The organism is Cryobacterium adonitolivorans (genome assembly GCF_004402695.1).
Taxonomy (GTDB): Bacteria; Actinomycetota; Actinomycetes; order Actinomycetales; family Microbacteriaceae; genus Cryobacterium; species Cryobacterium adonitolivorans.
The window spans coordinates 132,135-146,919 of record NZ_SOFL01000036.1; the positions used below are offsets into that span (position 1 = coordinate 132,135).

Genomic DNA, 14,785 nt, shown 5'->3' on the forward strand with positions numbered 1-14,785 from the left:
TTGTGCTCGCGTCAACGGGGGCCTACCATGCAGGATATATCGTAGCGAATAGCGAGGAGTCTACCGGCATGAGCGCTTGTCTCCCATGTGATCTCGAGGATGCGGCGGCTGCCGCGATCATTTTCCGTCACGACGTGTGGTCGTGTGAAATCGCCGACGGGTACGACGTGCCAGGGTGGTACATTCTCCGGCTCCGCCGCCACGCCGAAGGCTGGAGCGGACCCACGCCTGAGGAACTCGCGACGTTCGGAACCGCGTCGCAGCAGCTTGCCGGCGCCATCCAGGCGGCGACCGGAGCTCCGACCGTCTATTTCATGAGCTTCGGAGAGAACTATCCGCACTTCCACTTCCTCGTCATTGCTCGAGAATCGGAACTGCCCGCGGAGTCCCGCGGCGCCGCGATCTTGACCCGGCGTGCCGAGCACCGCGATATGGCGGAATCGCTGCGGGTCGGCGATCAGGTCCGCTCAGCTTTTGCTGCATCACCCCGCTGAATCGCCCTGCACCATCCATCACCCTGAAAGGACAACGATGTCCACACCGTTCAACCACACTGTCAGCGCAGCTGGCCCGGCCTGCGGCTTCACCTTCACCGGACGCTCGAACCTTACCGGGGAGGTAGGGCTCCACTCCGACGCGCCCCTCATCATCGCCCTGCACGGCGGCACTTACTCCTCCGAGTACTTCGACATCGCTGGGCACTCGCTACTCGACAACGCTGCGGTGCGGGGCATCCCCGTCATCGCGCTGGACCGCCCGAACTACGTAGGATCCAGCCCACTGGCGACAGAGGGCTCGATCATCGAGGCGAACGCCGAGGTGCTCGGAGCTGCCATCGGATCGATCTGGGACGAGCTCGGCGGCGACTCCGCCGGCATTGTGCTTGTCGCTCACTCGATCGGCGGCGCCGCAGCGACGATCATCGCGTCCACTCCCCAGACGTGGCCGTTGCTGGGCCTTGCGACGTCCGGATGCCTCGTACGCGTGCCCGCCGAATCTGCCGGCGCCTGGGCTGCCCTGCCCGACATCCCCATGATCGACCTTCCGGTGCCGCTCAAGGACCAGCTCATGTTCGGCCCGGTGGAAACGTACGACGACGCCATGCCCGCCGCAAGCTACCCGTCGAACACCCTGGTGCCAAAGGCCGAGCTCCTCGATATTACCGGTGGTTGGATCGCGCGCCGCGCCGAAACCACGGCCAAGGTCGCGGTTCCCGTGCACCACCGTCAGGCCGAGTTCGATCACCTGTGGGTCACCGATCAAGGCGAGGTCAACGAGTACCGCGCGGGCTTCACCTCGGCCCCGTCCATCGACGCGCAGCTGCAACTCGGCGCAGGCCATTGCATCGACTTCCACCTGCCCAGCGACGAGTTCCAGAACTCGCAGCTGGACTTCGCGCAGCGGTGCCTGAGCGAGGGTCTGACGCGATGACGTCGAGCGTGCTGCGGGATGTCCGGATCTACCGAGACGGCAAATTCGGCCCTCCCGAGGACCTTGTGATCGAGGGTTCGGTCATCGGAACCGACAGCTCCAGCGCGCTGGACGTCGAGTCCGGAGGCTACCTGATTCCCGGACTGATCGACAGCCACGTCCACGTCGCAGGCCCAGAGTCCCTGCTCGCGCTCGGTCGGCACGGAGTGACCACAGCGCTCGACATGGGCAACTCCATGAGCGTCATCGATTCGCTGCGCGGAGTGCCCGGTAGTCCGGACCTTCGTGCCGCAGGCCCGGTCGCCACGTCGCCCACAAGCGCTCACGCCACACGGATGCACGCACCGCCGGAAAACCTCGTGGCGAAACCCGCAGACGCCGAGCCCTGGGTCGCATCGCGCGTCAACGAAGGTGCCGACTACATAAAAATAGTCATCGACCTCCCGGGATTCAACCAAGAAACAGTAGACGCTTTGGTGGCCTCGGCCCATGCCAAGGGTCGGGCCGTGGTTGCCCACGCTTCGCGATCGGATGCGGTGGCGATGGCCCAGCGCGCGGGCGTCGACATCCTCACTCATGCACCACTTGATCGGTCCATCGACGACGCTCAGGCACTCGAGCTCGTAGGCCAAGGCGCTATCATCGTCCCCACCCTCACGATGATGAAGGGCATAGTCGACCGGATGCGGGCCGCCGGGGTTCCCGGACCCGCGTACGAACTTGCCCGCGACTCGGTCGGACGCCTGAAGGCCGCGGGGATGCCCATTCTCGCTGGCACCGACGCGAACGCAACAGCGGCGGCCCCGTACGCTCCCCCATTCGGCGAGAGCCTGCACGACGAGTTCGAACTGCTCGTCGCGGCCGGACTCTCCCCGACCGAGGCGCTGGACGCGGCGACCTCCGTGCCCGCCGATCGGTTCGGGCTGTCCGACCGCGGTCGCGTCGAACGGGGTTTGCGCGCCGACCTGGTACTGCTCGACGAGAATCCTCTCGATGACATCTCCGCGACACGGAGCATCCGAGCCGTCTGGATCGCTGGCGAGCGAGTCTGATGCGTGCAGCAGTCCTCGAAGACTTCGACCAGCCGCCATGTTCGCCGACTTTGCGCGGATCGTGACCCCGAGGCCGGCCTCCGCGACGGTGTGCCGGGCGATTACGACGCCGGAGACGGTGGCGATGTCGATGGTCGTAGCGCCGAGCCGCTGGTGAACGACGACGTGGGCCGCGGCCAGTTCCGGCGGGACCGAGTAGCGGTTCCCGCGCCAATCGATCAACGCCTGCCTTGTCGCGGTGCGCTCCTCGGTCACGACGACCGGGAACAGCGTCGGCGGTAACGGTTGGAGGCGTTCCGCGGTGAACATGGCCGCGGCCGTCGTGGACCCGTCTCGGCCCTCGCGCCGCCGGCCGTACTGCCCGGTGGCGAACGCGGTCAGGCGTTGCTGCGCCTGCTCGAGGGTGACGTCGTCGGGGAGGTTGCGCCACCAGCGCTGCGCGCCGGTGTGGTTGTTCTTCTCGACCGCGCCTTTGCGGTTGCCCGACCGGGGCCGGCAGGCGACGACGCTGACGGCGTGGTGCTTGGAGAACGCAGCGAACATCGGCGTCAGATCACTCGTCCCGGCCTTCAACACGGTGCTCATCCGGTCGAACCGCCAGGACTTCGTCACCCCGCCCAGTAACCCCAGCCGGACCGTCATCGCGGCCAGCAGGTGGGGCAGGTCCATCGACGGGGAGATCACCGCCCGCCAAACCCCCGAGTGCGCCAGCGACCCAACGAGCACGTAGGCGCGCTTCGTCGGGAACGCCCACCCGGCTGGCGCGTCGGGCAGCTCGACCCAGTCGAACTGAGTCTCCTCGCCCGGCGGGTGCTCGATGATCGCGTTAGGCCGCTTGGTCACGTGGGCGCAGGCCGTGCAGGCCGGCCGCAGATTCCGGTCCCGGATCTGACGGGTGAGGGTCTGATACGACCCTTCGAAGCCCAGCGGGACGAGCTCGTCCAGCAGCGTCGCCGCCCAGAGATGCGGGTCCTCGGCCAGGCGGGCGGTGACGTAGGCGGCGAACGCGTCGAACGGGTCGGGGCGGCGCGTTGGCGCACTCCTGGGGTGCGCTGGCCGGCCAGATAGGCGCGGATGGTCTTGCGATCGTGATCGGTGCGGCGGGCGATCTCACTGATCGTCATCCCTTGGCGTTTGAGCGCGTGGATGTCCACGTCGTCCTCCTCTGAAAGCATAGGCGTAGGGCCTTTCTTGAAGCTGGTGCGTGGTCGAAGACCATCAGTTTCGAGAAAGGCCCGCTTCTATGTGCGGAAGCGACCCGGAGTGGGGAATTTCAGTGAGCAGAACGGGGGAATTTCAGTGAGCGCCGTCACATGGCGGCGCTCGGGCAGATGGAACATGAAATCAAGCGAGCGTGTTGTCGACTCGATCGCCAAACGCCGCGCTGCCGGCAAGGATCTGGGCGGTCGCCCGCAGATCATCACGGACAGTCAAGTTCGCAACGCCCGCCGGCTCATAGAAGGCGGAGAGCCAGCGGCCCAGGTCGCGCTCGACCTCGGAACGTCCCGAGCTAACGTCTACCGCCGAGCGCGCGCCCTGGGACTCCTCTCAAGTCAATCTGATGGCCAGACCCTGACTAGCGACGACACCACTGGGCGATCAGAGAACGCCGCAGATCCGACCGCACCCTTGTTGGCCTCAATTCCCCCTGACACCCAAGGTCTTCGTGCCCTGTGGACACTAGCCGACCGAATATCACTAGACCGGCCATAGAATAGAACAAATGCCCCGTTCAATGGTGAAGTTTAAAAAACTGCAGCACAAAAAACCGGAGCATTTCAGATTCACCACAAGGTTCAACTATGGTCCTAACAGCCGCCACATCCACCGCCGTCCTCGTCACGTATACGAAGAACGCTACGGTCCTTGTCGGCGGGTCCATACGCCGCGACGGGCGCGGATTCCACCTTGAACGTCAGCGGTGAGTGGCACCATGCAGTGCCCAACTTCACACTGTCGAACATCGTCACAACGACTTCGGTTTTGCGCGGATGAGTTTCTGGCGCCAGGAATTTCCGGTGCGCATTGCGCCGCTAGCGACGTGCGTCCCGGATTAGTGGAAACGCCTGTCCTGCTTTGACGTGATGTCATCGACTCGCCGACAGGTTTTGAACAATCGAGATGGGAATCAAAATCATGGCCCGAACAGAAAATGGAAAAGTAGCACTCATTACCGGTGGTGGACAAGGAATTGGGCAAGCAATCGCTGAGCGCCTCCACGCTGACGGCTTCAAGGTAGCCATCGCCGACTTGAACCTTGAGACCGCAGGCGTTGTTGCCGCATCTCTTGGGGGCAAGGATGGCGGAGCAATCGCACTGCATGTTAATGTCTCCGACCGGGACAGCGTCTTCGCCGCGGTCGAGCAGGCCGTTGCACAGCTCGGAGGCTTCGACGTAATTATCAACAACGCGGGCATCGCCCCGACATCTCCAATCGAGGACATCACCGAGGAAAGCATCGCAAAGATCTTTTCCATCAACTTCAACGGCGCGGTGTGGGGCATTCAGGCAGCCACGAAGGCGTTCAAAGCGCTCGGCCATGGTGGAAAGATCATCAGCGCCGCATCCCAGGCCGGTCATGTCGGGAACCCCGGCATTGCGCTGTATTCGGCCACAAAGTTCGCCGTCCGTGGTCTGTCTCAAACAGCCGCCAAGGACCTCGCCCCATACGGCATCACTGTCAACACCTTCGCCCCCGGCATCGTAAAGACGCCTCTCATGGCGGAATTGGCGAAAAAAGTTGCCGCCGACGCCGGCAAGTCGGAAGAGTGGGGCTGGGATCAGTTCACAAACGGCATCGCCCTTGACCGCCTGTCCGAACCGGCCGAGGTCGCGGGTGTTGTCTCGTTCCTGTCTGGCCCTGACTCCAACTACATCACCGGACAGTCGATCCTGGTCGACGGTGGCATGGTCTTCAACTAAGCAATAGCTAAGCCTGGCAGTCTCTGACCCGGCGATTACCAGGCGAAAAGCTGGAGGTAGTCGCCCGGCGAGAGTGGTTCAGGTACACCCAGGAAATCCGGCGCTGCGCATGGCAGCACCGAATTTTTCTAACCCCCGGACGCGGCCAAGATTCGAGCTGTGGGAAGCCCTGCCCTGTGCCCGTCAGGGGCTTCCTACCTGTTGTGTCAGGTTGACATCAAGGACCCGGCGTCACGTGCTGCCAACCAACCAGGTTCAGACCCCACTCTGACCATGGAAAGTTCTGCAGTTTGACGCCCACTTGGGGTGTACCTCAGACGTACGCACTGCGTTGTAAAGGGCCCGAAGGTGCACGTTCGGTGACACCCCGTCTCTTGTGTCACCTGAAATGGGTGCGTTCCGGAGGTGAAGCCGGCTACAGCGCGCTGGGAGGACAGGGACGCGGAGCGAGTTCGCTCTCGATCGTTGCAGCTACGGCCGGCTACGAGTGGGGCAGCTGGTGATCTGCACTGACGGTGAACCATTTCCTCAGATCCGGACGCTGTTTAACGAGACAGTTGTCATTGACCGCCTCAGTTCTGTCCGTTTCGTTCAAAGGATTCGCCGCATGCTGAAGACCCGAACTAGCCGCATCGCCCTCACCGCGCTGCTGATGGTTCCCACTCTCGCTCTCGTGGGCTGCGCCGCTACGGCTGCCGAGGCCCCGGAGTCGACTCTGGTCAGTGCGCCGCCGTCGGCTGCAACTCCGACCGCGACTCCGACTGCGACCCCGCAGATTTTGGCGGCGGATCCTGTTTGGCCGAACGATCGGTGTCAGGACGAACAGCTCGCCGCCGAGCTCGTGGAGCGGCCCGACCTTTCGGTAGCGAACCGGGAGGGGTTCGTGATCGTGCTCACGAACGTGTCGGAGCAATCCTGCTCGTACTACGGGTGGCCCGGGGTGCTGTTGCTCGGCGCCGACGGCACCCTACTCACCAGCAGGGACGACAAGATGATTGGCACCGCCGAGCCCGAGCCCGGGGCGCTCGCCCCAGGCGAGTCGGCCCAGATGGAAGCGCTCCTCACGGAAGTCGGCACGTACGACTGCACGCCGACGACCGCGACGACGATCCGGGTGCTCGTCACATCGGACGGCGCTGGCCCGGGCATTGACGCGCCAGCCGATCTGCAGGTCTGCGGCGACGCTCGGAGCGACTTCTCGGCAGGGCCAAGCATTCCTGCATCCTGACTCCGCCACAAACTTCGAATGACTTCACCCTGGAAGAGAAGGTTGACGCCGCCAAGGGTTTTGCGGAGAAGCTGCGAGACTCGTGCCTACTTAGCCAAGCGCGAGCGCAAATCTCAGGAAGGTGAGTCCGAACATTGGAACCACGCTACGTCAGCCCAGCTGATACAGCCTTGTCACTGCTCATCATCCTTATATCGCTAGCAATTGTCCCGGCCAACTTGACCTGGTGGCTCATTGCCCAACACATTAACGATCGCATGACGCGCGCAGGAAATCAGCTACACGGAGGTCGTTGGCACTTCCTGCGGTTCGGACCGACGGCGCCTCTCATCTCGGCCGCTGCCTTTTCATGCGGAATTGTGGCTTATTCAGTCCCGCAAATTCACGAAGCGCCTGACCCGGACGTCTCTTTTGCGGCATTGATTCTGGCCGCTTTCAGTCTATTTTCTTTCATGATGAGCATGATCCTTTGGTCCTACTCCAACGCGCCGCCTCGACAGACAGCGAACTAGCACGCACAGTCGATGGCGCGACCTCTAGTGTCTCGGAACCTAACTGCCTCGTATCCCATGGGATACGCGACGGAGATGCGCCAGAAAGCGCTAACAGTCAGAGCTATCGCACAGCGGCAAGGCCGTCGATGTGCTCGCAAATGATCGTTTCCGGTCGTGTCGGTGGACTCCCCTGACAGGATGAAAGGGTGCCCACCTCTCCATGGCCTGCGCTCAGCGGGGCCCTGCTCCTCCGAGACATGCGACCCGACGACCTGACACACCTGGTCGCTCTGCGGAACAACCCTGCCGTGAACCACTTCATGCTGCGCACCCACGTCGACCCCGAGGCGTGGTGTCGAGAGTGGATGACGATTCCGGACAGCGAAACGGACTTTTCCTGCGTTGCCCAGCTCGATGGTGAGATCGCCGGTCTGGGCCTCCTCGGCGTCATCGACGGCTTGGGCCAGCCAGGGATGCCTGAACGCACGCAGGGCGTCATGGGTTACATGCTCGAACTCGACCTCGCCGGGCGGGGGCTCGGGACCGACCTGGCCCGTGGTCTTCTGTCCGCAGCATTCGACTCGCTCGAACTACGGCGCGTCATCGCGAGCTGCAATGCCGACAACGTGGCGTCAGCCCGCGTGCTCGAAAAGGTCGGCATGCGACGGGAGCAGCACGGGGTCCAAGACTCCTGGCATGCCGAGCTGGGCTGGGTCGACGGCTACCAGTACGCGCTCCTGGACCACGAATGGCTGGCCTAACCCTGCCTGCCTATGTCCGATAGAGGATGTCGTAGCGAGATAGGCTCTGCGGATGGAAATGCCGGTGCTCACAGCGGAAATCCTCATGCAACGCGGTGAGGGGCCACCGGGCGACACAACCGGCAACTGGCATCGTATGCACTTCTCTCCAGAACGCGGTCAAGGCACTGCGTGGCATTACACCGATGCTCATGGGCTACTAAGAATTCCCAGTTCTGATCAATTGTGGGCGACAGCTTCTCTCGCACTAAACGACACCTCCGAGGTGGCTTACGGAGAGCGATGAATCAAAGACCTCTGGAGCAACGCGGACAAGTCAGGCTTACCTGCTCCGCGAGTTGAATTCACCAACCTCGCGCTCGACTTCGAGTTTGATGATTTCGCAGCCGACGGTCTTTTTGTTGTATCAGCGAGTCTTGACGGTGACCTACTTAGCCAATGGCGGAACTCCGCAGGAATTGATGGTTTTGCTGTCGGTCTCGACATGGATGCTCGGCTGTCTGCCGTGCTTCCATTTGATGCGTCACCGCCGGACTCAGCTCCAGAGACGGAGCCGAACACTTCGGGAATGGTCATGATATTTAACCCGAAGACGCCTCCTTCTCAGCTATTCGTTGTTCCCCAGTGGTCGCAGGTTTTTACGACGAGGCAAAGCAATATGCACAGGCGACGGCCGTACTCTGTGACACCGTCCAATCCACTCCCGGGCCTGACGGTTGGGAGCAGAAACGGGAGGAATGGCCCGGTTACGTCGTGGCGGCCCGCAGTTTTCTTTTAACAGCAGCCGCACTCATGAAACACCCCGCTTTCGTGGACGAGCGCGAAGTTCGTTTTGTTTGCAGCAAGGCTTACCTGGGTGACGCAGAAGAATATAGGGTCCGAGGAGGACGTCTGGTTCCATACGTCCCAGTCGCAGCAAACCAGGCCGGCGACAATTGGTATGCTTGCGGCTCTGCGAAACTACCCATCACGTCGGTCAGGTACGGGCCTGGAAGCGACCTTAGAGGCCTGAAGGTTGCAGCCTCCTTTCTTGAGCGTCGCGGATACCCGGCTGTGGAAATAGATAGGTCGACGATTCCGGTAGCGTTCTGACGGTCGAACACCCCGCCCGTTAGGGGATCGTCTACCGGCCACTCCCCCAGCTCGCTAACACGCCCGGTGTGAGTCGCGACGCAAAGTGGCCGCTTTCTCGCCGTGATAAATGACCGGAGTGTCAGGGCCTGAGCAGGGCCCGAAGAGTGCGGCAGAGTTGGTCCGCAGCATCGGGGTCGGTACCCAAAAGGGAAGGCCGCTTCGGTAGCTTGGTGCTCAAGTTCCGCATAGTCGTAAAAGAGTAGGTGATGCGACGACCGCTTGAATCCGCCCTAGAACTCGCCTGGCAGAAGTTGCCTTATTTTCAGTCGGCCTTAACAGCATGCCTTGTTCGGTGAGCTCGGCGACGGCCGGCTGGGTCCGGCCGACGTGTGAACCACAGCTGGCTGAGCCGCTCGCTATGGGGCCGATATCGCGCGAAACCCTCGGCCGGTCGGGTCAAGAGATGCGTTCGGCGTCCGCTGCGAGGGCGCGATCCAACCACTCAGTCAGCAGTTCACGTTCGGTTGCACTCAGACCCGGCAATGAGGGTGCAATCGCTCGAAACGCGATGGTCGTCGGAAGAGAGCCAGCGTTGGTGACCACGGGGTTGTCCGTGATGATCTGCGCCAGAACCCCCTCGAGCACGGCATCCACAAGGCTGGGATCGCGTTCGTCCGGCGGCGTCGCCAGCACGGTGGTGATGACTCCGACCCCAGCGGCCTGGAACAGCTCGACGGCGCGGCGCTCGGCCACCTTGAGACGGCCCGCCACGGCCACTCGGCGTATCCGCGCCTCAAGGACCGCCTTACCCGTCCGCGCGGCCGGAGAGGTCATGACGCGATCGGGATCGCTCAGCATGCGAAAGAGGGTGGGATTCCTCAGGCCGAAGTCCATCTGCGCCTCCCATCCCGCGCGGAGATCGACAAGAGGGTCGACGCTTGCGGCCTCGGCCTCCTCGACGATCGCCGCCTTGGTAGAGACGTAGGCGGTCATCACGTGCTCGGCGACAGCCTCGAGCAAGCCGTCTTTGTCTCCGAAGAGTCGGTAAATCGCCGGCGCTTGAACACCGGCCTCGTGAGCCACACCTCGAGTCGTCACAGCGCCGGGGCCCAGATCTCGGAGAAGACGTGCGGCGACGTCGATGATGCGCGCGCGGGTGTCAACCGCAATTCTGGTGTCAGTCACGAACCAACGATAACGCGGTATTGCTATCAGCGTGGTATCAGTGTTATCGTCGCCATGTTTCCACTGCTACTGAAAAAAGCAGTATATTTCGAAGGGTTCATGATGATCATCGTCACCGGCGCTACGGGTGCTCTCAACGGCGCCACCGTCCACCACCTCCTACACACCTTGCCTGCCTCCGAGATCGTCGTCGTCGCGCGCGATGCAGCAAAGGCTGCGCGCTTCGCCGAACGGGGCGTCGAGATTCGGACGGGAGACTACGCCGATCCCGATTCCCTGCCGGCAGCCTTCGCCGGTGCCGACCAGCTTCTTCTCGTCTCCTCCAGTGACCCGCGCTCCGACGCCGTAGGTTTGCACCGGTCAGCCATCGAGGCTGCCGTGGCCGCTGGTGTCGGGCGCATTCTCTACACGAGCCACCAGGGCGCAGCCGCCGACACACCCTTCGGTCCAGGACGCGATCACTTCGCCACGGAACAGATCCTCGCCGAGTCGGGAATAGCATGGACGTCTCTTCGAAACGGCTTCTACGCCCACAGCCTGAACTGGTGCCTCGCCGACTGGCGCGAGACCGGCGTCATCCGGGTTCCGACCGACGGTGCCGTGTCGTGGACTGCACGCGAGGATGCCGCAGAGGCTGCCGCGCGCATCCTCCTCTCCGACGGCGCCTACGACGGCCCAGTGACACTCACGGCTTCTAAAGCGCCGACGTTTACCGACATCGCCTCGATCGCCACATCGGTCGCCAAACACTCGGTCGAGATCCAGGTGCTCGGCGAAGACGAATGGATTGCCGCACAAGTGGACTCGGGCCAACAAGAGTTCATGGCGCGCTTCATGCTCGGCATGTATCAGGCTGCCAACCGCGGCTTCTTCGCGGGAACTGATCCCGTGCTCGGAGACATGCTCGGTCGCGAACCCCGGACGGTGAGCGACCTGCTTGAGTCACCCGCCACCGACCGCTAGCGGGGCACCCTGTTCCGGCCGGTCACGCCTGTTCTTTGGACGACCGTCCACGAGACACTGGAGAGATCGTCGCGGTGATGGGGCCCTCCGGTTCGGGCAGGGGCCGGAAACATAGCGGACAACATCGTGGCCAGCACGCGGGTTAGCGTGGCGCCACGATGTCGTCCGCGTTGTCGGCTATCCAGTCCATCAGCGGGAGCAGCCGTCGGGAGGCCTCCCGGCCGCGATTGGTGAGGCTGTAGTCGACGCGGGGTGGTATGACGGGTTGAGCTTCACGGTGCACAATGCCGTCAGCTTCGAGCGTGCGAAGGGTGGAGGCCAGCATCTTTTCACTGATGCCCTCAATTTCGCGCCGCAACTCCCCCCAGCGCCGTGGTCCCTGCTCGAGTGCAAGCAGGATGAGCACACCCCACCGGCTCGTCAGATGGTTGAGCACGATGCGGCTGGGGCACTCCGCGGGATACTTTCCTTCGATGAGGCCTGGTCTCGGACGGGAGACCCTAAAACTTACTTCCATGACAGTAGCTTACCTAAAAGTGCGTACCATCCCGATGGAATGTTGGTCGTGCGTGGGCGGTTAGGCCAGGTGGAAATACACAACTGGGAGGAAACCCTTGTCTTACATCGTCACCGCCGCCACCGGCCAGCTGGGCCAGCTCATCGTCGAGGCACTCCTCGCCCGGGGCACCGCCCCGGAGGACATCGTGGCCACGGGCCGCAACCTTGACAAACTCTCGCACTTCGCCGACCGGGGGATAAGGACCGCGACGCTTGACTATTCGGTGCCCGAGACCGTGGGGGCCGTCGTCGAAGCCGGTGACATCCTGATGCTGGTCTCAGGTTCCGAGGTGGGCCAGCGCTTTGTCCAGCACTCGAACGTCATCGCCGCTGCCAAGGATGCGGGCGTCAACCGGATCGTGTATACGAGTGCGACCGAAGCGACCACCTCGGTCTTGGTACTCGCCCCGGAGCACAAGGCAACCGAAGAGTTTCTCACTTCCTCCGGCGTCCCGTTCACGATCCTGCGCTACAACTGGTACACCGAGAACTACTTCGGCGACATGGAAACGGGGCGCGACACAGGGGAGATCACCGCCAGTGTCGGCGGTGGCCGGGTAGCCAGCGCGAGCCGGAAAGACTACGCAGACGCGGCGGCCGTCGCCTTGCTCGACGACTCGCTCGCGGGCCAGGTGTTCGAACTCTCCGGGGACCATGCCTGGACCTACGAGGAGCTGGCGGCCGCCATCAGCGACATCACCGGCACCAACGTCAGCTTCCGCAACCTCTCCCCCGAACAGCACTCAGCAGCACTCAAGGGAGCCGGCCTCGACGACGGTACTGCAGGATTCATCGTTGCGCTCGACGGAAATATTCGTGACGGCCTGCTTTCCGGGACCGGCGGCGACCTGGCCCGACTCACCGGCAAACCCACCACGCCCCTCGTCGAAGGGCTCACCGGCGCCTTGCGTCAGCACAGGTCCTCCTGGATCTCCGAATCAGTTTCGGCTTCGGTTCCACCTAAAGGGTAAACGGCACCCAGAAAGCACTGGCCGAAGAAGGATTTGGGCGCTGATCCGGAGGCACCCGGATAGGGCGGCCGAGTTTGACGCCGAAAGTTAACAACTTGATTCAGCCCCGGTCCCCTTTGACTTGATAGGGCGGACCAGTCCGCCATTTTTCGCTCGTACGCGCGCAAAACGCCCGGCTCTACAGAAAGCAGCACTTCGTTGTCACGCCTCATCGCCGTTCTGATTCTGATTGTGGCTTCGTTCATGGATTTGCTTGATACGACCATCGTCAACGTGGCTTTGCCGTCTATCCAAACCGATCTTGGAGCGACCGCGTCCCAGCTTGAATGGACCGTTAGCGGATATGTGCTCGCCTATGCAGTGTGCTTGATCCCGGGTGGCCGCATGGGCGATATTTTCGGACGTAGACGCCTTTTTGTTGTTGGACTGGCAGGCTTCACAGGTGCTTCCGTCCTGTGCGCAGCGGCATCCAGCGGTGACATGCTGGTCACGTCCCGAATTATTCAAGGCGTGTTTGCCGCGTTAATGACCCCTCAGGTCCTGTCGATCATTCAGGTGCTCTTTGCACCAAAGGAACGCGCCGCCGTACTGGGTGCGCTGGGTATGATCTCCACAATTGGAGCTGCGGCAGGGCCGCTCGTGGGCGGTGTGCTGGTCTCGAGTGAGGCTTTCGGCCTTGGATGGCGCTCGGTTTTCCTTATCAACGTACCGGTCGGGATCATTCTCTTTGTCGCTGCGATCATCTTCGTTCCCGAATCCCGCTCGTTACTGAAGCCGCGGCTTGATGTTCCCGGAGCGGTACTGGTTTCGGCAGGCCTCTTCCTGATGGTTTTCGCCTTGATCGAGGGTCGGGAACATAACTGGAACGGCTGGATTTGGAGCATGCTGCTTGCAAGTCCCTTCGTGCTCGCGCTCTTCGTCCGGTATCAGGCCCGCCGTGACCGGCGCGACGGATCGGCCCTGGTCCCGCCGAGCCTGTTCAACAATCGCGGATATTCGGCCGGGGTGATCACGCAGTTCGCCTTTTCGGCTTCCAGCGGGGGATTTTTCCTGATCCTCATGCTCTATCTGCAACTGGGCCTTAACTTCACTGCGATAGAGGCAGCACTTGCCACTTTACCGTTCAGTCTTGGAGCCCTGGCTGGCGGTGCCGCCGCGGTGCCGCTGGGCCCGAGGCTTGGCAAGGTCCTTATCGCTTGCGGCGCTATGGCCCAGATCATCGGCTTGCTCTGGATAGCAAAAATCGTCCGTGATCACTCTGACACGCTCGTCGGCACGGACCTGATTCTTCCGATGGCCCTTGCCGGTCTTGGACTGACCTTTGAAGTTGTCCCGCTGATGGATGTGACACTCTCAAATACGAAGGTGGCCAACGCAGGGGCGGCGTCCGGCGTGTTCGGAATGGTTCAGCAAATCGGCTCCGCTCTCGGCATCGCCGTCGTCGGGATCGTCTTCTTCGGCCTCGCCGGGGCTGACTCCACCTCAGCCTCCCTCCGGGAAGCCTTCCTCGGCGGCATATGGGTACCCATCGCAGCCCTGTCACTCTCGGTCATTGCAGCCTTTCTCCTCCCAAGTGTCTCTGCGGTCATAGCTCATAAAGGGGGCGCCGAATCCGAACAATCCGGGCTGGCAGCAGACCGCCCTCGGGTAGCGTCTACCAAAACAGGTGAATCCCCGGCTGGAACGCACGGGTGTCCAGAACAACGATCCTGAGTAACGATCAATGGCCGGTATCGCGGTAACGACAAGTGGCACCAAACGCCCAGACTGGCGTGCGCCTCGTGGCGAAGGACGGGTAGCGAGAGACCCGCTCGCCTCCGAAAGTTGAATGATGAGCGATAACTGCTCGCGAACAGTGAGCCCGAGCATCGTGACACTCACCGTCATGGCGATCACGATTCTGACCGCGGTTGTCCCCCGCGCCCAAGGCCTCAGTGTCTTCCGACCGCCCACTCGTCCTGCAAAGCCGTCAGGTCAAGGGATGGGTCCGCATGGAGCATGCCTGTGGCATGTCGCGCAGAGGACGACTAGGTCGTGTCTCGTATGTCGTGACAGCCAGAGCACGATCGCTGCCAGGACGGCGCCGCCTCGGTAGACCAGGGCGTATTTGTCGTAGCGGCTCGCGAGTCCGCGCCAGAACAAAAGC

Annotated in this window: 12 protein-coding genes and 2 pseudogenes; 11 read left to right on the plus strand and 3 right to left on the minus strand. The window is 62.5% G+C overall.

Features of this window, described 5'->3' with window-relative positions; translation table 11 throughout:
* Positions 1–2 precede the first annotated feature (2 nt).
* From E3O42_RS11430 to E3O42_RS11440, 3 genes are read left to right on the plus strand one after another with little or no spacing between them, the layout of a single operon-like run.
* Positions 3–494: a hypothetical protein gene (locus E3O42_RS11430; RefSeq protein ID WP_134454054.1), complete on the plus strand. Its 492-nt coding sequence runs from the start codon at positions 3–5 to the stop codon at positions 492–494.
* A 37-nt stretch (positions 495–531) separates the two neighbouring features.
* Positions 532–1,431, plus strand: a complete 900-nt coding sequence (locus E3O42_RS11435; protein WP_134454055.1) for an alpha/beta hydrolase — start codon at positions 532–534, stop codon at positions 1,429–1,431.
* Positions 1,428–2,483, plus strand: coding sequence for an amidohydrolase family protein (locus tag E3O42_RS11440; protein ID WP_134454131.1), 1,056 nt, complete (start codon positions 1,428–1,430; stop codon positions 2,481–2,483). The genes E3O42_RS11435 and E3O42_RS11440 overlap by 4 nt, the downstream gene beginning before the upstream one ends.
* 141 nt (positions 2,484–2,624) lie before the next feature.
* Here the strand turns inward: E3O42_RS11440 and E3O42_RS18975 are convergent.
* Positions 2,625–3,068 (minus strand): annotated as a pseudogene (locus tag E3O42_RS18975) (Mu transposase domain-containing protein); the annotation flags it as partial.
* Here E3O42_RS18975 and E3O42_RS18575 point away from each other — a divergent pair.
* The 5 genes and pseudogenes from E3O42_RS18575 to E3O42_RS11465 all read left to right on the plus strand — a co-directional run bounded on the left by E3O42_RS18575 (position 3,007) and on the right by E3O42_RS11465 (position 7,888).
* Positions 3,007–3,213, plus strand: a complete 207-nt coding sequence (locus tag E3O42_RS18575) for a hypothetical protein (protein WP_241984785.1) — start codon at positions 3,007–3,009, stop codon at positions 3,211–3,213. The pseudogene E3O42_RS18975 and the gene E3O42_RS18575 overlap by 62 nt on opposite strands.
* 583 nt (positions 3,214–3,796) lie before the next feature.
* Positions 3,797–4,022: pseudogene (locus E3O42_RS18580) on the plus strand (helix-turn-helix domain-containing protein); the annotation flags it as partial.
* 582 nt (positions 4,023–4,604) lie between these two features.
* Positions 4,605–5,405 (plus strand): (S)-acetoin forming diacetyl reductase, encoded by an 801-nt coding sequence (locus tag E3O42_RS11455; protein WP_241984786.1) that lies wholly within the window; start codon positions 4,605–4,607, stop codon positions 5,403–5,405.
* A gap of 607 nt (positions 5,406–6,012) precedes the next feature.
* Positions 6,013–6,633 (plus strand): DUF4232 domain-containing protein, encoded by a 621-nt coding sequence (locus tag E3O42_RS11460; RefSeq protein ID WP_134454056.1) that lies wholly within the window; start codon positions 6,013–6,015, stop codon positions 6,631–6,633.
* Between the two features lie 700 nt (positions 6,634–7,333).
* Positions 7,334–7,888: a GNAT family N-acetyltransferase gene (locus E3O42_RS11465; protein WP_134454057.1), complete on the plus strand. Its 555-nt coding sequence runs from the start codon at positions 7,334–7,336 to the stop codon at positions 7,886–7,888.
* A 1,530-nt stretch (positions 7,889–9,418) separates the two neighbouring features.
* Here the strand turns inward: E3O42_RS11465 and E3O42_RS11470 are convergent.
* On the minus strand, positions 9,419–10,060 hold the full coding sequence (locus E3O42_RS11470; RefSeq protein WP_241984787.1) for a TetR/AcrR family transcriptional regulator: 642 nt from the start codon (positions 10,058–10,060) through the stop codon (positions 9,419–9,421).
* Here E3O42_RS11470 and E3O42_RS11475 point away from each other — a divergent pair.
* A complete protein-coding gene (locus tag E3O42_RS11475) occupies positions 9,959–11,110 on the plus strand; it encodes an NAD(P)H-binding protein (protein WP_241984788.1) in 1,152 nt (383 codons plus the stop codon). The genes E3O42_RS11470 and E3O42_RS11475 overlap by 102 nt on opposite strands.
* 142 nt (positions 11,111–11,252) lie before the next feature.
* Here E3O42_RS11475 and E3O42_RS11480 read toward each other — a convergent pair whose 3' ends face one another.
* Positions 11,253–11,627, minus strand: coding sequence for a winged helix-turn-helix transcriptional regulator (locus E3O42_RS11480; RefSeq protein ID WP_134454059.1), 375 nt, complete (start codon positions 11,625–11,627; stop codon positions 11,253–11,255).
* Positions 11,628–11,724: 97 nt separating this feature from the next.
* Between E3O42_RS11480 and E3O42_RS11485 the strand changes: the two genes are divergently transcribed.
* Both E3O42_RS11485 and E3O42_RS11490 read left to right on the plus strand, forming a co-directional pair.
* Positions 11,725–12,639 (plus strand): NAD(P)H-binding protein, encoded by a 915-nt coding sequence (locus tag E3O42_RS11485; protein WP_134454060.1) that lies wholly within the window; start codon positions 11,725–11,727, stop codon positions 12,637–12,639.
* 198 nt (positions 12,640–12,837) lie between these two features.
* Positions 12,838–14,352, plus strand: coding sequence for an MFS transporter (locus E3O42_RS11490; RefSeq protein WP_134454061.1), 1,515 nt, complete (start codon positions 12,838–12,840; stop codon positions 14,350–14,352).
* The last annotated feature ends 433 nt before the right edge of the window (positions 14,353–14,785 follow it).